The following is a 20,882-nucleotide window of genomic DNA, read 5'->3' as shown; positions in this document are numbered from 1 at the left end:
CGGTGCAGCGGCGGTGGGACGTTCCCGCGATAACCAACCGATCGGGCAGGCTGGGCCGGCCGGAGGCGTGTCGACGTCGGCGGCGAACGCGCCGGCTGCGGCGCTACGGAAACGCTAGCCGACACCACCCGCGCTGGGTAGTCGGCCGTTCACCCGGTGGGGCGCGGCGCGAAGGCGCAGAACTCGTTGCCCTCCGGGTCGGCCAGCACCCACCAGTGCGCCTCGTCGCTCGGCTCGCGTACCAGCGTCGCGCCCGCGTCGAGCAACGCGGTCGGCTCCGGGGTGACCATTTCGACGTCCCAGTGCATCCGGTTCTTGACCGTCCTGGGCTCGGGCACCCCGACGAACACCCAGTACTCCCACGGGAACCCGGCCGCGCCGACCACCGACGCCGTGGACGACCCGTGCTCGACCACGCCACCGACCACACCGGCCCACCAGGTCGCCTGCGCGAGCGGGTCGACCGAGTCCACGACCACCTCGAACGGGCCCGGCCGCGTACCCTCGCGAGCGCCGAACGCACAGAACTCGTTGCCCTCCGGATCGGCAAGCACCCACCAGGTGACGTCACCGTCCGGTTCGCGAACCAGCCGGGCGCCGGCTGCGAGCAGCGGCGCCGGGTCCGCGCCGGCCAACCGCAGATCCAGGTGTACGCGAGTCTTGCCGACCCGCGGCTCGGGCACTCGGTTCACCCAGATCGACTCGGCGTCGGAACGCGCGGAGCGGGGGTCGACGCGGGTGTCGTCGCCGCCGGCGTCGGCCACCTCCCCGTCGAGGATCCGGGCCCAGAAGGCACCCAGCAGGCGCGCGTCCGAGGCGTCCAGGCAGAGGTCCTTGAAGCGCGCGATCACGCCCTCAGGATGCCCGATCAGTGCCGCCCACGCGGTCTTCGGTGTCGCGCACTGATTGATCCACTCCGCTTCCTGGAAGCTGGGGCATCCCGGCGCGGAGACCGCCCGACTTCCGTGAACCCGAGTCGATCACTCGCGTGGCGTCCGCGCGGGGCGGAGCGAGGCAGGTTGTCGGCGGCCTCGACGCAGCGTGCAGGCCGCCGTTCGGCGGGCGTCGTTCACCCTGGAAAGTGGATCAGCGGGATCCCGTCGGAGTAGCCGGGCCCCTCGCCGGTGAGCACCGCGGCATCGTGGGTCAGGCCCGCCACGGCGGCCGCGGCCAGGTCGAAGCGGCGCGTCCTGCGCTGCCAGAACGTCAACTCCGGCAGGTCCTGCGCCCGTTCGGGCAGCAGTGCGCAGGAGGGCAGGGCCAGCAGCCTGTGCAGCAGGGCCAGGTCCTTGCCGGTCGCCAGGTTCAGGGCTTCGGCGGCAGCCACCACCGGCACTCCGAACCGCACCCCGTCCTCGATCACCTCGTGGACGGGCTCGCCCACGTGCACCGTCCGCAGCACGGCATAGCCGAGCAGAGCGGACCGGTCCAGGATCAGCCGGACCGGCGGTTGTGGCTCGGCCGTCATGCGGCGTCAGCGTGAGGAGCGGTGTCGTCGTCGCCGTTCATCTCGGCCTCCATGGCGGCGCGGATCTTGGCGCGCTCGGCCGCGAAGCGCTCCGAGGGCCAATCTGCCTCCGTGCCCAGGCGTCGGGCCCGAGCCTCGGCGACGCCCTGCTCGGTCACGTGGATGCCGGCGGCGAGCAGCAACTCCTTGTGCTGCTCCACCCGTCGGCGACGGCGTACCGACTCGGTGACGTAGGCGCTGGCCATGCGGTTGCCCTGGCTCTCCAGAGTCTGCGCCACGTCCGGGGGGACGGAGATCGTGAAGCGGCGCTGTGGTTCTGTCATACGCGCAGCTTATCCCTGTCATACGGAGTCGTGCGGCAACTCTCTGTTGATGTCCGAGCGTGTCCCGCTGTGACGGGCAGGTTTCGTGACGTGGCAGGTGGGGCAGTGTAGCCGCCAGGAGCATCCGGGCCGGGCATTTCCGCAGCTCATCGGCCCGGAATCGTCTCGCCGTGCACCGGGGCACGGATGCCCCTCCCCGGTTTCTCGCCGAAGAGAGGGGGAGGGCGATGACGGACCCCGAAACGGCTCGACACCGGCGTCGGCCGGCTGCCCGGCTCGGCGCCGCGGCCGCCGCGCTGGCGCTTGTCGCGCCGCTGGCCGCGTGTGGCGCCGACGACGGTGGCGGCGGTACGCCGACGATCAACCTGTACTACCCGCCGGAGCAGAACCTGCAGAAGGTGGTCGACGACTGCAACGCGCAGGCCCAGGGACGATACAAGATCGTCTACCGGGTGCTGCCCCGACAGGCCGACGACCAGCGGGTGCAGATGGTGCGCCGGCTGGCCGCCGAGGACAGCGGGATGGACGTCCTCGGCCTGGACGTCACCTGGACCCAGGAGTTCGCCAGCGCCGACTGGATCCGCGAGTGGACCGGTCAGGACCGCTCCGACGTCGAGCAGGGCACCCTCGCCGGGCCGCTGGACACCGCCCGCTACGAGGACAAGCTCTACGCCGCGCCGAAGAACACGAACGTCCAGCTGCTCTGGTACCGCAAGGACCTCGTGCCGCAGCCGCCGACCACCTGGGACCAGATGATCACGGCCGCTCAGCAGCTCAAGGACCAGGGCAAGCCGTACCAGGTGCTCACCATGGGCGCCCAGTACGAGGGCCTGGTCGTCCTCTACAACACGCTTGCCGAGAGCGCCGGCGGAAAGGTCCTCTCCGACGACGGCAAGAAGGCCGTGATGGACGACGGCACGGTCCGGGCGCTTGAGCAACTGAAGACGTTCGCCACGTCGGGCGTGACGTCGCCGTCGTTCAGCAACGCCACCGAGGATCCGGTCCGGCTGGAGTTCCAGTCCGGCTCGGGCGCCTTCCAGGTGAACTGGCCGTTCGTCTACCCGGCGTTGCAGGAGGCGAACCCGGAGCTGGCCAAGCAGGTCGGCTGGGCGCGGGTGCCCGGCATCGACGAGAACACCCCCAGCAAGGTCACCATCGGCGGCGTGAACCTGGCGGTCAGCGCCTACTCCCGGCACCCCGAGCAGTCGTTCGAGGCGGCCCGGTGTCTGCGCAGCCCCGAGCACCAGAAGTTCTCCGCCATCAACGACGGCGTGCCACCGACCATCGAGGCGGTGTTCGACGAGCCGGAGATGACCGAGGCGTACCCCATGAAGGACACCATCCTCGAAGAGCTGAAGGATCCGGCGACCCGTCCGCTGACCCCGGCCTACCAGAGCATCTCGACAGTCATGTCGGCGATCCTGTCGCCGCCGTCGGCGATCCGTCCGCAGCAGACGGCCGACGAGCTGCGCGGCGCCATCGCCGACGCCCTCCAGTCCAAGGGGGTCCTGCCGTGAGCATCAGCGCCACGCCGACCGGCGCCAACACCGCAGTCGAGGAGACCAGACGACAGACCACCGTGCCCACCCAGCGGGGCGGCCGCCGCAAGCCGCCGCTGAGTGAGAACAAGAAGGCCGAACGCCGACTCGGCTGGTTGCTCTGCGCGCCCGCCGCGCTGGTGATGGTCGCGGTGACCGCGTACCCGATCATCTACTCGGTCTGGCTGTCGTTGCAGCGCTACGACCTGCGCTTCCCCGACCAGCGCGAGTTCATCGGGCTGGAGAACTACGTCACCGTGCTCACCAACGAGTTCTGGTGGACGGCGTTCGGGGTGACCGCGCTGATCACGGTGGTCACCGTGGCCGTCGAGCTGGTGCTCGGCATGGGGCTGGCGCTGATCATGCACCGTACGCTCGTCGGGCGCGGGCTCGTCCGCACCTCGGCGCTCATCCCGTACGGGATCGTCACGGTGGTCGCCGCGTTCTCCTGGCGGTACGCCTGGACGCCCGGCACCGGCTACCTGGCCGACCTGTTCAGCGACGGTGCGCCGCTCACCGAACGGGCCAGCTCGCTGGCGATCATCATGCTCGCGGAGATCTGGAAGACCACCCCGTTCATGGCGCTGCTGCTGATGGCCGGGCTGGCGCTGGTCCCGGAGGACCTGCTCAAGGCCGCCTCCACCGACGGGGCGACCGCCTGGCAGAAGTTCACCAAGGTGATGCTGCCGGTGATGAAGCCGGCGATCCTGGTCGCGCTGCTGTTCCGCACCCTGGACGCGTTCCGGGTCTTCGACAACATCTTCGTGTTGACGGCCGGCGGCAACGAGACCTCGTCGGTGTCGATGCTCGCCTACAACAACCTGATCCGGGGTCTGAACCTCGGCATCGGCTCCACGATGTCGGTGCTCATCTTCATCACCGTGGCGATCATCGCCTTCGTCTTCGTGAAGCTGTTCGGCACCGCTGCCCCCGGCAGCGACGACGGGGAGAGGCGCTGACATGGCTGTCGAAACCACCACCCGGGCGAAGCTGCGCTGGGGTCTGCTCGACGTCCTCGTGATCGTCTTCGCGATGGTCCCGGTGCTGTGGATCGCCTCGCTGTCGTTCAAGACGCCGGCCACGCTCACCGACGGGAAGTTCTTTCCGCGGGAGTGGACGCTTGACAACTACAAGACGATCTTCGACACCGACCAGTTCGTCCGCGCGCTGATCAACTCCATCGGCATCGCCCTGGTCGCCACGCTCGTCGCGGTGGTGCTCGGCGCGATGGCCGCGTACGCGATCAGCCGGCTGGACTTTCCCGGCAAGGGGCTGCTGGTCGGGGTGTCCCTGCTGATCGCGATGTTCCCGCAGGTGTCACTCGTGTCGCCGCTGTTCGAGATCGAGCGTCAGCTCAAGATCTTCGACACCTGGCCGGGGCTGATCCTGCCGTACATCACGTTCGCGCTGCCGCTGGCGATCTACACGTTGTCGGCGTTCTTCAAGCAGATCCCGTGGGATCTGGAGAAGGCGGCGAAGATGGACGGCGCCACCCAGGCGCAGGCGTTCCGGCGGGTGATCGCGCCACTTGCCGCGCCCGGCCTGTTCACCACGGCGATCCTGGTCTTCATCTTCTGCTGGAACGACTTCCTGTTCGCCATCTCGCTGACCTCCACCGAGCGCTCCCGCACGGTGCCGGCCGCGCTGTCGTTCTTCACCGGCGCGTCGCAGTTCGAGGACCCCACCGGGGCGATCTGCGCCGCCGCCGTGGTGATCACCGTACCGATCATCCTGTTCGTCCTCTTCTTCCAGCGCCGCATCGTGTCCGGCCTGACCTCCGGCGCAGTCAAGGGATAGGTGAGTAGTCATGGCTGACATCGTGCTCGACAAGGTGAGCAAGAGTTTCCCGGACGGGACCGTCGCCGTGCAGGACGTCGACCTGGAGATCGCCGACGGCGAGTTCGTCATCCTGGTCGGCCCGTCGGGCTGCGGGAAGTCCACCACCCTCAACATGATCGCGGGCCTGGAGGACATCACCTCCGGCGAGCTGCGCATCGCCGGCCAGCGGGTCAACGACAAGGCTCCCCGGGACCGGGACATCGCGATGGTGTTCCAGTCGTACGCGCTGTATCCGAACATGACCGTGCGGGAGAACATGGCGTTTCCGCTGCGGCTGGCGAAGCTCGACAAGGAGACCATCAACGCCAAGGTCGACGAGGCGGCCAAGGTGTTGGAGCTGGTGCCACTGCTGGACCGCAAACCCGCCAACCTCTCCGGCGGCCAGCGTCAGCGGGTGGCGATGGGCCGGGCGATCGTCCGCCAGCCCAAGGCGTTCCTCATGGACGAGCCGCTGTCCAACCTGGACGCGAAGCTGCGGGTGCAGATGCGCACCGTGGTGTCCCGCCTGCAGAAGCAGCTCGGCACCACCACCGTCTACGTCACCCACGACCAGACCGAGGCGATGACCCTCGGCGACCGGGTGGTCATCATGCGCGGTGGCGCGGTCCAGCAGGTCGGGCCTCCGCAGGAGCTGTACGACCACCCGCGCAACCTCTTCGTGGCCGGCTTCATCGGCTCCCCGTCGATGAACTTCCTGCACGCCGCCGTGCAGGACGGCAGCCTGCACACCGCGCTGGGCGAGGTGCCTCTCGGCGACCGGGTCCGCCGTGAGCTGGAGGCCGCCGACGCGCCCCGCGAGCTGATCCTCGGCGTACGCCCCGAGCACTTCGAGGACGCCGAGCTGGTCGACGAGGACACCCGTCGCCGGGGCCTGGAGTTCGAGGCCCCGGTGGAGATCGTCGAGTCGATGGGCTCGGACAAGTACGTCTACTTCACCGTGGAGGGGGAGCGGGCCAGCGCCGCCGAGCTGGAGGAGCTGGCCGCCGACGCGGGGGCGGGCGACTTCGCCGGCGGCGGCGGCAACCTGGTCACCCGGCTGTCGGCCGAGTCGCCGGTCGTGGAGGGGCAGTCCCGCCGGGTCTGGTTCAACCTGGAGAAGATCCACCTGTTCGACCCGACCAACGGCCGCAACCTCACGCTGCACGAGGGCCGCGCAGCCGGCGCGCTGGCCGACTGACGCCCGACCCCGACCCGCCGATCTTGCACTTTCGGTGTCGCGACAGAAAATGCAAGATCGGCGCGGGTGCGGTGGGGCGGGTACGGCTCGCTCCGCGCTGCGGGGGGCGGGTGGGCGTGGCAAGGTGGTCGTGGGTCGCATCGTGAGGTGGGGGGCGGGATGGACCGACGACTGACCGCGCTGGCCAAGGCGCATGGCGTGTCCACCTGGTACGAGGACTGGCGACGCCGTCGCGTCGAGGTCGCTCCGGAGACCGTCGTGGGCGTGCTCGGCCTGCTCGGCGTGGACGCCACCAGCCCGGCCGCCGTGGCCGACGCGCTGGCCGCCACCCGCGCGGTCGACCGGGCAGCGTTACCGGCGACTGTGGTGCTCACCCACGGCACGACGCGGGCGCTGCCCGGCCCCGGTGTGGTGACCCTGGAGGACGGCAGCCGCCGCGACGTCGACGGCGAACTGCCGGGGGACCTGCCGCTGGGCTGGCACCGGTTGGGCTGCGCCGGCCGCGAGGTGACCCTCGTGGTGGTGCCCCGTCGGCTGCCCGTGCCGCCGCGCACCTGGGGTTGGATGCTCCAGCTCTACGCGCTCAACTCGGAACGCTCCTGGGGCATGGGCGATCTCGGGGACCTCGCCGAGTTCACCGGCTGGGCCGGCACCACCGGCGCGGGGCTGGTGCTGCTCAACCCGCTGCACGCGGTGGGGCCCGCGCATCCGGTGGCCGCCTCACCGTATTCCCCGGCCAGTCGGCGCTTCGTCAACCCGCTCTACCTGCGCGTCAGCGACACCGCCGCCTACGCCGCGGCGGACCCGGCGACCCGGGCGGTGGTGGACGCGCTGCGCCCCGACCGAGGCGACCTGATCGACTACGACGAGGTGTGGACCGCCAAGCGGCACGCCCTGGAGCTGCTGCACCCGTACGCCCAGCCGGTCGACCTGGCCGCGGACCCGGCGCTGGCCAGCTTCGCCACCTGGTGCGCGCTTGCGGAGCGGCACGGCAACGACTGGCGTGCCTGGCCGGCGGAGCTGCACCACCCGGACGCCCCGGCGGTCGCCGAGCAGCGTCGGCAGCTCGCCGACCGGGTGGCCTTCCACGCCTGGCTGCAACACCTGTGCGACGAGCAGCTCGACGCCGTCACGGCGGCGGCCCGGGCGGCCGGGATGCCGGTCGGCGTGGTGCACGACCTTGCCGTCGGCATCGACCCGGGCGGCGCGGACGGCTGGCAGCTCGCCGACGTCCTGGCCCAGGGCGTGCGGGTCGGCGCCCCACCGGACGACTTCAACCAGCTCGGCCAGGACTGGGGCCTCGCCGCGTGGCGGCCGGACCGGCTCGCCGAGACCGGGTACGCGGCGTACCGGGACATGCTGCGGCGGACCCTGCGGCACGCGGGCGGCCTCCGGGTCGACCACGTCGCGGGGCTGTGGCGGCTGTGGTGGGTGCCGCCGGGCGCGGGCGCCGCCGAGGGCACCTACGTCCGGTACGACGCCGAGGCGATGCTCGGCATCCTCGCGCTGGAGGCCCACCGGGCCGGCGCGCTGGTGGTCGGCGAGGATCTCGGCACCGTCCAACCCGCCGTGACCCGGGGCCTGCGGGGGCGCAACATGCTCGGCTCGACGGTGCTGTGGTTCGCCCGGGACGACGACGGCGACTTCGTCCCGCCGGCCCGCTGGCCGCGTAACGCGCTGGCCAGCATCTCCACCCACGACCTGCCCACCGCGCCGGGCTTCCTGGCCGGCGAGCACGTCCGCGTCCGCGACGAGTTGAAGTTGCTCGGCACCGACGTGGCTGTCGAACGCGCCCGGGCCACCGCCGACCGCGAGCGGCTGCTGACGATGCTGCGCGACGAGGCGCTGCTGCCCGAACCGGCCGACCCCGGACCGGTGGTCGCCGGCGAGTCGGCGCCACCCGACGACGTGGTGGTGGCGATGCACGCCGCCCTCGCGGCCAGCCCCACCCGGCTGCTCGGCGTCTCCCTCTACGACGTGCTGGGTGAGGTGCGCCAACCCAACATGCCGGGCACCGTCGACGAGTATCCGAACTGGCGGCTGCCGCTGCCGGCCACGGTGGCGCAGATCCGCGCCGATGAACGGGTGACCCGGATCGTCGACCTGCTCACCGCCGCGCGCCCCCGACCGGCCACGCCCCCCTCGGATGGCGCGCGTCGGCCGGCGGCGGGCGACGGTCAGGCCGACCAGTCGTAGCGGGCCGGCAGCCCGACGAAGTCGGCGTACCGCCCCAGGGCCTGCTCCACCCGGGCCCGAGCGCCCGCGTCAAGCGTTGCCAGCGGCCGGATCGTCACGGTGACGGCGGTCCGGCCGAGCGTGCGCTTCCAGACGCCCACCACCCGGCCGCCACGGACCACCGTCGCCTGGAAGATGCCGTTGTTGCCCGGCACGACTGCCGCCTGGTGCGCGGGGTCGAGCATCAGCGTGCGATCCCGGTAGCCGAGCAGGTACTCGTCGAAGCCGGGCAGCGCCAGCACGTCGTCGACCGGAGTGCGCGGCGTACCGGCCAGCGCCGCGTCGACGTGCATCGGCTCGCCGTCGACACGTACCGTGCTCAGCAGGTCGCCGGCGGCGGCCAGGCCGCGCCGCGCGTCGGTCAGGGTGAGGCCGCTCCAGCCCGCGAACTCGCGGGCGGTGACCGGCCCGTGCCCCCGGACGTAGCGGTGGGCGAGCAGGGCCAACGCCTCGTCCCGCTCCAGCCGACGTTGCTCCGGCGCCCACTCGTCGAGCAGCGCGAAGGTCTGGTCGCTGCCGACGTTCGGCGCCACGCAGGTCACCCCGCGCACACTCGCGTACCAGAGCAGGTGATAGCCACGCTGGTCGTCAGTCGACAGGCCCGCCGCGCGAAGGGCCGCCAGGCACTGCGCCCGGGTGAGCCGCCCCCCGCCGGTCAGCGCGGCGCCGAGCACGTCCAGCGCGCGGTCCGCGTCGGCCTCGGTGAGCCCGAGCTGCGCGCGACGGGTCGCCGCGCCGGCCAGCGACCGGACGCCGGTCAGCTCCAGCATCCAGCGGGTGTCGGCGGGGGGTACGAGGTGCACGGTGCCCCGCATCGGCCACGTCCGCAGAGCCTCGCGGCGCTCCAGCGCCGCCTGCACGTCGGACCTGGTCCACCTCGGCAGTCGGGCGCCCAGCGACCACAGACCGCTCGCCAGATCCTGCGCCTGCATCGCGCCGAACCACTCGACCACCTCGGCCACGTCACCGGGCCGGATGGTCGGATGCGGGCGCAGCAGCAGGCTCGTCATCCGCAGGTCGAGCGCCTCGGATGCGGTGAACTCCCCGGTCATCGGGCCAGGGTAGGACACCCGACCGACAGGATCGCCTGTGCATAACGACCGGAGCAGCGGGAAGGCGGCCGACCGGAAGTACGCGAGCCGCGCGTACGAAAGGGGAGTCACATGACTGCCGCAAGCGAGCCGGCCCGGGGTGCCGGCGTACCGGCCGGGTCCCGGACACACCGGGGGCCCACCGACGCCAAGACCAGCGCGGCCGCCACCTTCGCACTGGTCTTCGGGGTGGCCGGCCTGTTCAGTGTGTTGACCGCGATCCTCGCCTGGCTGGGGCTGGTGCTGGGCATCATCGGGATCATCCTCGGCATCGTCGGGCTCAAGATGGCACGCCGACCCGGGGTGACCGGCCGCGGTGTGTCGATCGGCGGTCTGGTGCTCAGCATCCTGGCGGTACTGATCGGCCTGGGCCTCGCCGCGGGCATCAGCACCTTCGTCAACAACGAGAACGCCGTGAACCGCCTGCAGACCCAGGTCGACAAGCTGCGCGACAAGCTCGACTGACCCGCGCGTGCCGGGTCGTGCAGGGCCGGCGGCCTGCTCAGGCCAGTCGTCGCGCCGACGGTTTACGCTCGGTGACATCGGCGGGTGGCCCCGCCGTGCCCTGCGAGTCCTTTGCTCTGCTTCAACCCACGCAACAGTTACCCAGAGCGCTGCATGCCGAGCGCGGCGGGCTCCGCCGCCGCTACGTCGGCGCTGCTCAGTGCTGGTGGTGCGTCGGTTGAAGCAGAGCAAAGGCGACAGCCGGCGTAGCGCCTTCGGCGGGGGCGTCACCGAGTGTCACGCGCGTTCGGTGCGACGGGCTTCGGCAGGTGGTGGTGACGGAGCGTGCGACCGACTCGGTGCGGCCGGTGCCGGTCGCGGCCGGAGCCCAGTAGGGTGGGCGACGTGCTCCGCCAGGTCACCGCGATCCGTTACGTCACGCCGCTGCGCGAGGGCGGCTCGCTGCCCGGTGTCGTGGAGGCCGACGACCTCGGCACGTACGTGGCGAAGTTCCGAGGCGCCGGGCAGGGGCCCAAGGCACTGATCGCCGAGGTGATCTGCGGTGAGCTGGCCCGCCGGCTGGAGCTGCGGGTGCCGCCGCTGGTGGTCCTCGACATCGACCCGGTGATCGGTCGGGCCGAGCCCGACCAGGAGGTGCAGGAACTGCTGCGCAACAGCGGCGGCGCCAACCTGGGGATGGACTTCCTCCCGGGAGCGCTCGGCTTCGACCCGGTCGCGCACCCCGTCGACGAGGCGCTGGCCTCCCGGGTGCTCTGGTTCGACGCGTACGTGGAGAACGTCGACCGGAGCTGGCGCAACCCGAACCTGCTGGTCTGGCACCGGGAGCTGTGGCTCATCGACCACGGCGCAGCGCTGTACTTCCACCACAACTGGCCGCGCGCCGACGCCGCCGTGCACCGCGCCTACCGCGCGGACGATCACGTGCTGGAGCCGTACGCGTCGCGGGTTGCCGAGGCCGACGCCGAGCTGGCGCCGCGGGTCACCCCGGACCTCCTGCGGGAGGTGCTGGCGCTGGTGCCGGCCCAGTGGCTGACCGCCGCCGACTTCGACTCGGCCGACGCCGCGCGGGAGGCGTACGTGGCGCACCTGTCGCGGCGGGTCGCCAGCCGGGCGGACTGGCTACCGGCGGGGAGCGTGGCGTGAGGCAACCGTTCGAGTACGCCCTCATCCGGCTGGTGCCCCGCATCGAGCGCGGCGAGCAGATCAACGTCGGGGTGCTGCTCTACTGCCAGCAGCGCGACTTCCTGGCCGCGCGGACGCACCTGGACGCCGACCGGGTCCGGGCGCTGGCACCCGATGTCGATCTGCCGGCGGTGGCCGCGGTGCTCGACTCCCTGGACCGGACCTGCTCCGGCGACGGGCCGGCGACCCGGATGCGGCTCGGCGAGCGGTTCCACTGGCTGGTCGCGCCCCGCAGCACGATGATCCAGGCCGGCCCGGTGCACACCGGCCTCACCGCTGACCCGGCGGCCGAGCTGGACCGGCTGATGGCGGCGCTGGTCCGCTGAGCGGACCGGCGGGAGCCCTCGGGGGAGGTGACCCCTGATCGCGCTACGCCAGCGTCGTTGCCGGCGGAGCGCGATCCCCCGTTCAGGCGCCCGGTGCCCGGGGGGCGTAGGAGCGCGCCGACACCGGATGGCATCAGGATCGCCGCCCGCGCGGGCGGCCGGGCCGGAACGACCGGGAACTTGCGGAAAACTTGAGCCCGGACTACCGGAAGCCCGCCGTCCGTCGTTTGTCACAGTGCCTCAGGGGTAGTCGCGGGAGCTGACCCGAGACGAGAAGGGGACACATCTGATGGCTGCCCAGACCAAGGTAGCGGTGATCTACTACAGCGCCACCGGCGTCACGTACCAGATGGCGCAGGCCGTGTGCGAGGCCGCCGGGGAAGCCGGCGCCGAGGTGCGCCTGCGCAAGGTGCGGGAGTTGGCGCCGGACGAGGCGATCCGCTCCAACTCCGGTTGGCAGGCACACCACCTGGAGACCCAGGACGTGCCCGAGGCGATGATCGACGACCTGGCGTGGGCCGACGTGGGCATCTTCGGATCGCCTACCCGGTACGGCATGATCGCCGCTCAGCTGAAGCAGTTCATCGACACCACCGGTCCGCTGTGGGCGCAGGGCGCGCTGGCCAACAAGGTCTACGCGGGCTTCACCTCGACGGCGACCTCGCACGGCGGGCAGGAGACGACCCTGACCTCGCTCTTCAACGTCTTCTACCACTGGGGTGGTGTCGTGGTGCCCCCGGGCTACACCGACTCCAGCCAGTTCATCGCCGGCAACCCGTACGGCGCCTCGCACACCAGCAACAACGGGGAGATCGCCCCGGACGCGGTGGCGCTTGGCGCGTGCGCCCTCACCGCCCGCCGGGCGGTGCTGATCGGCGCCGCGCTCAAGCAGGGCATGGGCGGCTGACCGACGCGGGCGACCGGTGGCGCGGGCGGGGGCTCTCGGCCCGCCCGCACCACCGGTCGCACCAGCCGTACCCCACAACGGCGGGGACCATGCCGTGCGGGCCCGGCCGGCGTGCCACGCCTGCCGGGCCGGTCGCGGCTACGCCGGCCAGGCCGGTCGCGGCTACACCTGCCGGGCCGGACGCGGCGCCGGCAGCAGATCGGCCAGCAACTCGCTCAGCACTGTCACCCCGTCCGGGCTGAGCACCGACTCCGGGTGAAACTGCACCCCCGCGAAGCCCTGCCCGCGCAGGGCGTGCACGGACCCGTCGCGCTCGTCGCGGGCCAGCTCCACCGTCCCGTACGCGGTGTCCAGCCGGTCCGTCTCGGCCCGCGCGGTGAACGAGGAGTAGAAGCCGACCCGGCGGGCTCGGCCGAACAGGTCGACCTCCCGTTGCAACCCCTGATAGGGAGCGTCCCGGCGGTGCAGGGGCAGCCCCAGCAGCCCGGCCAGCACCTGGTGCCCCAGGCAGACCGCGAGGGTGGGCCGGCCGGTCGCCAGCAGCCCGTCCAGCAGCTCCCGCAACGCGGCCATCTTCGCGTCGTCCGGGCTCCCCGGGTCGCCCGGTCCGGGCCCGGCCACCACCAGGTCGTACTCGTCGACCGAGCCGCCGGCGTGCCAGGGCCGCAGCGTGACCGCGAGACCCAACGCGCCCAGTTGGTGCGCCAACATGCCGGTGAAGGTGTCCTCGGCGTCCACGATCAGTGCCCGCAGACCGGCCAACCCGGGCAGCCCCGGCGCGTCCGGTGCCCGCTGGTCCAGCCAGAACCGGGCCAGCGGCGTGTTCCGCGCGGCGAGCGCGTCGCGTACCGCCGGGTCGTCGGCCAGCCGCACGACCGGCCCGCGGTCGCCGGCGGGCGCCGCCGGGCCGAGACCGAGCGCGGCCAGCACCCCGGCGGCCTTGGCGTGCGTCTCGGCCACCTCACCGGCCGCCGTCGAGTGCCGGACCAGGGTGGCGCCGACCGGCACCCGCAGCCGGCCGGTGGGAGAGATCTCGGCGGTACGGATCAGGATCGGCGCGTCAAGCGTCTGGCGGCCGGCGTCGTCGTGACCGAGCAGGGCCAGCACACCTGCGTAGTAGCCGCGGCCCCGGCGCTCGTGCCTGGCGATCACCCGGCAGGCGTTCTCCATCGGGCTGCCCGTCACGGTGGGCGCGAACATCGTCTCCCGCAGCACCTCCCGAACGTCGCGGGTGCCCCGACCGGCCAGCAGGTACTCGGTGTGCGACAGGTGCGACATCTCCTTGAGGTACGGCCCGATGACCTGGCCGCCGTGCTCGGCGACTGTAGCCATCATCTTCAGCTCCTCGTCGAGCACCATGTACAGCTCCTCGACCTCCTTCGGGTCGGCGAGGAACCGCAGCAGCGCCTCCCGGTTCGGGGTGTCGCCGCCGGGCCGGAAGGTGCCGCTGATCGGGTTCATCATCACGAGCCCGTCGTCGACGCTCACGTGTCGTTCCGGGCTGGCGCCGACCAGGGTCCGGGTGTCGGTGTGCACCACGAACGTCCAGTAGGCGCCGCGCTCGGCGACCAGCAGCCGGCGCAGCGCGGCCAGCGCGGCCACCAGCGGGGCGCCCTGCACGGTGGCGTGCAGGGTGCGGTGGATGACGAAGTTCGCGCCCTCGCCGCGGCCGATCTCCTCGGTGAGCACCTGCTGCACGATCCGCGCGTACTCCTCGTCGCTGACGTCGAACGCGGCGTCGCGGGTGCGGACCGGCTGGTCGGGCAGCGCGGCCAGGGCTTCGGCCAGGGGGATCCGCCGGTGCTCACCGACCTGGAGACACTCCAGCGGGGCGTCGTCGTCGACGCAGGCGAAGCCGCGTTCGGCGATCTGCCGGAACGGCACCAGGGCCAGCGTCCGTGCGCCGGGCGCACCCGGCGACAGCGGGATGTCCGCCAGCCGGTCGACTGTGGTGACGACGCCGGTGAACAGTTCCAGCTCGTCGGCGCCCTCGCGGCGCAGCAGCGCGAACGGGCCGGGGTCGTCGCCACGGGAGATGGCGGCGAGCAGGTCGGTCAGGTGGGTCAGGCTGGTCATCGTGGTCTCCGTGGGGCCGGGCGCCGCCAGCGGTGGCGGCCATCCGGGCCGGGAGATCCGGCGGCCGCCTCGGTGGCGGCCGCGTGGATGAAGCTACGCGCGGGGGGTGGCCGCCGGGTCGGCGGGCCACCAGGAGGTTGGGTGCGCGAGCATGCGGTCCACCTTACGCGGTCGCGGCCCGGCTCGGGACCCCTTCGGGCGTACCGGCGTGCCCGGCCGGACCACCGTTCCCGCGCGGCCGGCACCGGGTAACTTGACCGGCGATGAACATTCTCGCGCTCGACCTGGGCACCTCCTCCGTACGCGGGTTGGTGCTGGACGGGGAGACCCAGCCGCTGCCCGGCGCCCTGGCCCGGCGGAAGGTCAACCTCGCCATCGGTGACGACGGCACCGGCACGCTCTCCGGCCCCGACTACCTCGCCTGCCTCATCGAGTGTCTGGACGAGCTGGCCGAGGCGGGGCACCTGCACGACGTCGACCTGGTGGCGACCTCCGCGCAGTGGCACTCGGTGCTTCCGCTGGACCGCGACGGCAGCCCGCTGGGCCCGGTCGTCACCTGGTTGGACACCCGGCCCAGGCCGGTCGGCGACACGCCCGGCCCCGCCGACCCGGACGGCTTCCACCAGCGCACCGGCTGCTGGTGGCACCGCTCCTACTGGTCGATGCGCCTGCCCTGGTTGCGGGAACAGTCCGGCACCCCGATCGCCCGGTTCGTCGGCCTGCCGGAGTACGTGCTGGGCGAGCTGCTGCAGGCGGCGCCCATGTCGGTCTCCCAGGCATCCGGCACCGGCCTGCTGGACCTGAGCAGCCTGCGCTGGGACGAGGAGGCGCTGACGCTCGCCGGTGCGCGACCGCGCGACCTGCCGTCCCTGGGCGAGCTGGACTGGCACGGCCGGCTCCGACCCGACCGCGCCCGCCGCTGGCCGCAGCTGGCCGAGGCCCGGTGGGCGCCGCCGGTGGGTGACGGCGGGGCGTCGAACGTCGGCTCGGGCTGCGCCGACCCGAGCCGGGCCGCGGTCACGGTGGGCACCTCCGCGGCCGTACGCCTGATGCAGCGGATCCCGGCCGGAGAGCCGCTGCCGCGGCTGCCCGAACGACTCTGGCGGTACCGGGTCGACCACGACCACGTGGTGACCGGCGCGGCGTACTCCAGCGGTGGCAACCTGTTCGCCTGGGCCAACCGGGAGTTGCGACTGCCCAGCGGGGACGAGCTGGACGCGGCGCTGGCGTTGGTGCCGACGGGCGGCGGCCGGCCGACCGACCCCCGTTTCGGGGGTGACCGCCCTCCGGGGTTGGTGCCGGCGGGCTCGGGCGAGCTGCGCGGTCTGAGCTTCAGCACCACGGCGGTGGACATCCTGGCCGGGCTGATGCAGGGGCTGTGCGAGCTGGTCGCCGACGATCTCGCGGTGCTGGAGTCCACGGTCGACAAACCGGTCGGGGTGGTGCTGGGTGGCGGCGCGGTGGCCGCCTCGGTGTGGTGGCGGCAGGCGTTCGCGGCCGCGCTCGCGCCGCGACCGGTGTCGCACCAACGCAACCCGGAGATCGGCGCCACCGGCGCGGCGCTCGTGGCGCTGGGCCGCTTTGGCGAGGCGGCCGAGCTCGCCGACATCGGCCGGACGGATGAGCTGGTATTACCGACCACGACAGGACGTTCCCACCCGCAGTATCCTTCCTGAACTTTCGCCCTGCCCGGGCCGTTGACAGCGCTACCGAGCCTGGTTGGATGGACTGCGCTCCCCGGGTCGCGGTGGACGCGGCAGGAGGAGGAGGCAGGGTGGCGGCAGGTCCCGACCCGGCGACCGGCGGGGTGTCGAACCACCGCCGGCGACGCTTCGACGTCCGCGTCGTTCCGCACCGCCGCCGCTCACCGTTCCGGCTGCGGGACTGGCGGATGAGCACCAAGCTGGCCACCGTGCTGGTGGTGCCGTCGTTGGCGTTCCTGGTGCTCGCGGGTGTGCAGACCAGCGCCCTGGTCGGACGGACGACAGCGCTCAACGACTTCTCCCGGCAGGTCGACATCGGCCGGCAGATCACCGCAGTGGTGGACCAGCTCCAGCAGGAGCGGGATCGCTCGGCGGGTGAGCTGGGCGAGCTGCGCCGCGGTGGCGACCGCCAGGCCGCCGCCAGCGCGTTGCGGCCGTTGCAGGTGGCCTCCGACCGGGCGATGGCCGACCTGAGTCGGGCGGCCCGACCGCTGGCCGACGCCGACGCGTCCTGGCGGGTGGCCTTCTCCGAGGCGCAGGAGGCGTACGACCAGGTGATCGACATCCGTCCGGCGATCCCGCCGGCGGTGCTCAGCAACGACACCATCCTGAGCAACTACCACCGGGCCGTGGGCGCGTTGCTGGATCTGCTCGCCGAGCCGACGCCAGGTCAGGACCGGGCGGCGCTGAGCGACTCGGTGCTGCGCTACGTGCAGCTGGCCCGGGTCAAGGAGCTCTCCTCCCGGGTCCGCGCCCAGCTCTACGCCGCCGCCCGCGCGGGTCGGTACGGCACCGAGGACCGGGTGATCCTCAGTGATCTGCGCGCCCAGCAGTTGACCGCCCTCGGCGCGTTCCGCGTGGCCGCCACCACGGATCAGATCCGCCGGTACGACGAGATGTCGGTGAACCCGCTGTTCCTGGTCGCCACTCAGCTGGAGGAGCGCAGCCTGCCGGCCGGGAGCGCCGCGCCCGAGGTGCTGCCGTCGGAGCAGTGGTGGTCGGCCAGCCAGCAGCGCCAGGAGTTGCTGCGCCAGGTCGAGGCGGGGGTCCTGGACGACGCGGTGCGTCAGGCCGACGACGCCAGCAGCGGCCAGTTGCGCACCACCCTGCTGGTGGTCGGCGGTGTCGTCGCCGTGCTGCTGGTCGCCCTGCTGATCTCACTGCTGGTGGGGCGGTCGGTCGCCCGGTCGATGCGGCTGCTGCGCAGCCAGGCGCTGCGCATCGCGCAGATCGAGCTGCCGGACGCGTTGGATCGGCTGCGGACCGTCACCGGCGGGGTGCCGGGCATCGAGGTCGCGCCGGCGGTGGTCCGTTCGCTCGACGAGATCGGTGAGCTGGCGGAGGCGTTCGTCGCCGTGCACCGCAGCGCCGTGACCGTCGCCGTCGAGCAGGCGTTGATGCGTCGCAACGTCAACGCGATGTTCGTCAACCTGGCCCGCCGCAGCCAGGTGCTCGTGGAGCGCCAACTGGAACTGCTCGACGACCTGGAGCGTGAGGAGAGCGACCCGGACCAGCTCGACAACCTGTTCAAACTCGACCACCTGGCCGCCCGGATGCGCCGTAACGACGAGAGCCTCCTGGTCCTCGCCGGCACCGACTCCACCCGTCGGTGGAACCGTCCGGTGGGTCTCGGCACCGTGCTGCTGGCCGCCGCCGCCGAGATCGAGCAGTACCAGCGGGTCCGGCTGGATTCGGTGGGCGAGGTCAACGTGGTGGGGCACGCGGTCGGGGAACTGGTGCACATGCTGGCCGAGCTGCTGGAGAACGCGACCGCGTTCTCCCGTCCGGACACGGTGGTGCTGGTGACCGCCCGGGCCGAGGCTTCGGGCGCGTTGATCGAGGTCGTGGACGACGGCCTGGGCATGAGTCCGACCGCGCTGGCCGAGGCGAACGCCGTGCTGGCCAGCCCGCCGGCCGCGGACGTCGCGGCGGTCGAGCGGATGGGCCTGTTCGTGGTCAGCCACCTGGCGAGCCGGCTGGGCGTGCGGGTGCAGCTCGACGCGGGCCAGAGCGGCCTGGTCGCGCGGCTGGTGCTGCCGGCCGCCCTGCTGGCGCCGGCCGGTGCGGTGGAGCTGGATCCGCCGGCGCCGGCCCGGATGCTTGCGGCAAGTGCGGCGCGGGGTGCCGCGGCGCAGCGGATGTCGGGGACGCCCGCGTCGGCCGGTGGCCGTGGACCGGTCGCCGCGCCGTTGGACCTGCCGGTGGCCGGTCGCCCGCCCGCCGCCGTGCCCCGCCAGACCCGACCCGTCCCGGTACGCGCCGAGGACGTGTTGGCCCCGGCCGCCGCCGGCTCCGACGACGGCGGCGGCTGGTGGTCCCGGCAGGGGCCGACCCCCGGGGCGGCGGCCGCCGGCCCGGCCGTTCCGCCCGCCACTCCGGTGACGGCCGGCACGAACGAACGGGGCCTGCCGGTACGCGTGCCGATGGCCCAACTCTCCGCGGTCACCCGTCCGGCCCAGCCGGAGTCGGCGCCGACGCGCGCCGAGCTGGACCCGGAGGCGGTCGGCGGCATGCTGTCCCGGCTCTACAGCGGGGTGCGGCGTGCCGAGGCCGAGGACACCACCGAGATACCGGTGCCACCCTCGTGGGGGCACGACGAAGGAGGACGACGACAGTGACGACGTTGAGCCAGGAGGCACGTGACCTGAGCTGGCTGGTGAGCGCGTTCGCCGAGCGGGTGCCGGGTGTGGCGCACGCGGTGGTGGTCTCCTCCGACGGGCTGCTGGTGGCGATCTCCGACCATCTGCCCCGCGACAACGCGGACAAGCTCGCCGCGGTGACGTCCGGGCTGATGAGCATCACTGCGGGCGCGGCGCAGATGTTCGACGGCGACATCGTCAAGCAGACGGTGGTCGAGATGGGCCGGGGCTACTTCCTGGTGATGCAGGTGCGTGACGGGTCGATCCTGGCCACGCTCGCGGCCGGCGACGCGGACATCGGCGTGGTGGGCTACGAGATGGCCCGGTTGGCGAAGCAGGCGGGGGAGATGCTCACCCCCGCGCTGCGAGCGGAGTTGCAGCAGGCGCTGCCCCGCTGAGCGTTCCCGACCGCGACCCGGACGGTCACCGGCTCACCCGGAGCCGAGCCGTCCGGGCCCGGCCGTCCGGGCGGCCCGTTCAGAAACCGCCCTCGGCGATGACGGAGCGGTACCAGTGGGCGCTGCGCTTGAGCACCCGGCGCTGGGTGGCGTAGTCCACGTAGACCAGGCCCCAGCGTTGGTCGTACCCCTCGTCCCACTCGAAGTTGTCGAGCATCGACCACACGTGGAAGCTCTCCAGCGGCACTCCGGCGCTGATGGCGCGGTGCGCGGCGGTCAGGTGGTCGCGCAGGAAGGTGATCCGGCCACTGTCGTCGACGGTGTCGTCCCCGGTCAGGGTGTCGGGGGTGGGCAGGCCGTTCTCGGTGACGGTGAGCGGGATCGGCCCGTAGTCACGGGTGACCCGGGTCAGGATGTCGTACATCCCGTCGGGGTAGATCTGCTGCCAGCCGGCCTCGGAGGTCGGCCAGCGGTGTTCGGTGCTGCCGTCGGCGGTGACGTAGATGGGCGTGTAGTACTGCACGGCCAGCAGGTCGACCGGGGACGAGATCACCGCCAGGTCGTCGTCGCGGATGCCGCGAACCATCCGGCTCTGCGGGCCCAGGTCGGCCAGCACGTCCTGCGGGTAGCTGCCCTTGAGCAGCGAGTCGAGGTAGAGGCGGTTCTCGTAGCCGTCGTAGAGCCGAGCGGCGGCGGTGGCCTCGGGGGAGTCGTCGGTGGGGTAGCAGGGGTGCAGGTTGAGGGCGGGGCCGATCCGGCCGGTGCCGTTGCCGGCGCGCAGCGCGCGCACCGCGAGGCCGTGGGCCAGCTGCAGGTGGTGGGCGACGAGGTAGGCGGCGTCCGGGTCCTGCCGGCCGGGCGCGTGATGGCCCATGAGGTAGCCGTTCTGCACGACGGTCTTGGGCTCGTTGATGGTGAGCCAGACCGGTACCCGGTCACCGAGGGCGGTGAAGACCGCGTCGGCGTAGTCGGCGAAGCGGTGGGCGGTGTCGCGGGACTCCCAGCCGCCGGCGTCCTGCAACGCCTGCGGCAGGTCCCAGTGGAACAGGGTGGCCATCGGGGCGATGCCGCGCTCGTGCAGGCCGTCCAGGAGCCGGCGGTAGAAGTCCAGCCCGCGCTGGTTGGGTGCGCCGGTGCCGTCGGGCTGGACGCGGGGCCAGGAGATGGAGAAGCGGTAGCTGCGCAGACCCAGGTCGCGCATCAGGTCGAGGTCTTCGGCGTACCGGTGGTAGTGGTCGGCGGCCACGTCGCCGGTGTCGCCGTTGCGGGTGCGTCCGGGGACACGGCTGAAGGTGTCCCAGACCGACTCGCCGCGGCCGTCCTCCTTGGCGGCGCCCTCGATCTGGTAGGCGGAGGTGGCCGCGCCCCAGCCGAAGTCGCGGGGAAAGCGCAGCGGGCCGGCGGGCCCGGTAGGTATCGACATGGATTCTCCTCGTGGATACGGGGCCGCCGCCGAGATTCGGGAGCGCTCCCAGGATAGGCCAGGAGCGGCCGGCCCCGTGAGCCGGCCGTCAC

General features: G+C 72.5%; 18 protein-coding genes. 12 read left to right on the top strand and 6 right to left on the bottom strand.

From position 1 onward, the window contains the following. Positions 1-149: 149 nt before the first annotated feature. From MILUP08_RS36275 to MILUP08_RS23735, 3 genes are all read right to left on the bottom strand, one after another. The gene (locus MILUP08_RS36275) at positions 150-851 is read right to left on the bottom strand and encodes a VOC family protein (RefSeq protein ID WP_007462447.1); all 702 of its coding nucleotides are present in this window, start codon (positions 849-851) and stop codon (positions 150-152) included. Positions 852-1,069: 218 nt separating this feature from the next. Next, the gene (locus tag MILUP08_RS23740) at positions 1,070-1,468 is read right to left on the bottom strand and encodes a hypothetical protein (RefSeq protein ID WP_007462446.1); all 399 of its coding nucleotides are present in this window, start codon (positions 1,466-1,468) and stop codon (positions 1,070-1,072) included. After that, positions 1,465-1,791 carry a hypothetical protein gene (locus MILUP08_RS23735; RefSeq protein WP_007462445.1) on the bottom strand — a complete coding sequence of 109 codons (327 nt, stop codon included), beginning with the start codon at positions 1,789-1,791 and terminating at the stop codon, positions 1,465-1,467. The genes MILUP08_RS23740 and MILUP08_RS23735 overlap by 4 nt, the downstream gene beginning before the upstream one ends. Positions 1,792-2,018: 227 nt before the next feature. Here MILUP08_RS23735 and MILUP08_RS23730 point away from each other — a divergent pair, with 227 nt between their 5' ends. From MILUP08_RS23730 to malQ, 5 genes are all read left to right on the top strand, one after another. Then, positions 2,019-3,308: an ABC transporter substrate-binding protein gene (locus tag MILUP08_RS23730; protein ID WP_007462444.1), complete on the top strand. Its 1,290-nt coding sequence runs from the start codon at positions 2,019-2,021 to the stop codon at positions 3,306-3,308. Continuing rightward, positions 3,305-4,288, top strand: coding sequence for a carbohydrate ABC transporter permease (locus MILUP08_RS23725; RefSeq protein WP_007462443.1), 984 nt, complete (start codon positions 3,305-3,307; stop codon positions 4,286-4,288). The genes MILUP08_RS23730 and MILUP08_RS23725 overlap by 4 nt, the downstream gene beginning before the upstream one ends. 1 nt (position 4,289) lies before the next feature. After that, positions 4,290-5,126, top strand: a complete 837-nt coding sequence (locus MILUP08_RS23720; protein ID WP_007462442.1) for a carbohydrate ABC transporter permease — start codon at positions 4,290-4,292, stop codon at positions 5,124-5,126. A 10-nt stretch (positions 5,127-5,136) separates the two neighbouring features. Further along, positions 5,137-6,345 carry an ABC transporter ATP-binding protein gene (locus MILUP08_RS23715; protein WP_007462441.1) on the top strand — a complete coding sequence of 403 codons (1,209 nt, stop codon included), beginning with the start codon at positions 5,137-5,139 and terminating at the stop codon, positions 6,343-6,345. Positions 6,346-6,504: 159 nt separating this feature from the next. Continuing rightward, a complete protein-coding gene (gene malQ, locus MILUP08_RS23710; protein ID WP_007462440.1) occupies positions 6,505-8,541 on the top strand; it encodes a 4-alpha-glucanotransferase in 2,037 nt (678 codons plus the stop codon). Here malQ and MILUP08_RS23705 read toward each other — a convergent pair. Next, entirely contained in the window at positions 8,523-9,632 is a 1,110-nt protein-coding gene (locus MILUP08_RS23705) for a winged helix DNA-binding domain-containing protein (RefSeq protein WP_007462439.1), read from the bottom strand. The two genes, malQ and MILUP08_RS23705, sit on opposite strands and share 19 nt — an antisense overlap. A 111-nt stretch (positions 9,633-9,743) precedes the next feature. Between MILUP08_RS23705 and MILUP08_RS23700 the strand changes: the two genes are divergently transcribed. The 4 genes from MILUP08_RS23700 to wrbA all read left to right on the top strand — a co-directional run bounded on the left by MILUP08_RS23700 (position 9,744) and on the right by wrbA (position 12,551). Continuing rightward, a complete protein-coding gene (locus MILUP08_RS23700; protein ID WP_007462438.1) occupies positions 9,744-10,136 on the top strand; it encodes a hypothetical protein in 393 nt (130 codons plus the stop codon). 384 nt (positions 10,137-10,520) lie between these two features. Then, positions 10,521-11,279: a HipA family kinase gene (locus tag MILUP08_RS23695; protein WP_039908671.1), complete on the top strand. Its 759-nt coding sequence runs from the start codon at positions 10,521-10,523 to the stop codon at positions 11,277-11,279. Next, entirely contained in the window at positions 11,276-11,644 is a 369-nt protein-coding gene (locus tag MILUP08_RS23690) for a DUF3037 domain-containing protein (RefSeq protein WP_007462436.1), read from the top strand. Before MILUP08_RS23695 ends, MILUP08_RS23690 begins: the two co-directional genes overlap by 4 nt. Before the next feature lie 289 nt (positions 11,645-11,933). Continuing rightward, positions 11,934-12,551 carry an NAD(P)H:quinone oxidoreductase gene (wrbA, locus tag MILUP08_RS23685; RefSeq protein ID WP_007462435.1) on the top strand — a complete coding sequence of 206 codons (618 nt, stop codon included), beginning with the start codon at positions 11,934-11,936 and terminating at the stop codon, positions 12,549-12,551. A gap of 162 nt (positions 12,552-12,713) precedes the next feature. Here wrbA and MILUP08_RS23680 read toward each other — a convergent pair whose 3' ends face one another. Then, positions 12,714-14,618, bottom strand: a complete 1,905-nt coding sequence (locus MILUP08_RS23680; protein WP_039908670.1) for an anthranilate synthase family protein — start codon at positions 14,616-14,618, stop codon at positions 12,714-12,716. A gap of 272 nt (positions 14,619-14,890) precedes the next feature. Between MILUP08_RS23680 and MILUP08_RS23675 the strand changes: the two genes are divergently transcribed. The 3 genes from MILUP08_RS23675 (at position 14,891) to MILUP08_RS23665 (ending at position 19,367) form a co-directional block, all read left to right on the top strand. Continuing rightward, the gene (locus MILUP08_RS23675) at positions 14,891-16,303 is read left to right on the top strand and encodes an FGGY family carbohydrate kinase (RefSeq protein ID WP_007462433.1); all 1,413 of its coding nucleotides are present in this window, start codon (positions 14,891-14,893) and stop codon (positions 16,301-16,303) included. 98 nt (positions 16,304-16,401) lie between these two features. Continuing rightward, complete coding sequence (locus tag MILUP08_RS23670; protein ID WP_007462432.1) at positions 16,402-18,948, top strand: sensor histidine kinase; 2,547 nt, start codon at positions 16,402-16,404, stop codon at positions 18,946-18,948. Next, positions 18,945-19,367 (top strand): roadblock/LC7 domain-containing protein, encoded by a 423-nt coding sequence (locus tag MILUP08_RS23665; protein ID WP_039906528.1) that lies wholly within the window; start codon positions 18,945-18,947, stop codon positions 19,365-19,367. Before MILUP08_RS23670 ends, MILUP08_RS23665 begins: the two co-directional genes overlap by 4 nt. Positions 19,368-19,446: 79 nt before the next feature. Here the strand turns inward: MILUP08_RS23665 and MILUP08_RS23660 are convergent, their stop codons facing one another. Next, positions 19,447-20,790, bottom strand: a complete 1,344-nt coding sequence (locus MILUP08_RS23660; RefSeq protein ID WP_007462430.1) for a GH1 family beta-glucosidase — start codon at positions 20,788-20,790, stop codon at positions 19,447-19,449. Positions 20,791-20,882 lie beyond the last annotated feature (92 nt).

The organism is Micromonospora lupini str. Lupac 08, from assembly GCF_000297395.2.
In the GTDB taxonomy this organism is placed as follows: Bacteria; Actinomycetota; Actinomycetes; order Mycobacteriales; family Micromonosporaceae; genus Micromonospora; species Micromonospora lupini.
The sequence above is the reverse complement of the archived record's forward strand: the minus strand, read 5'-3'. Positions and strand labels throughout refer to the sequence as shown.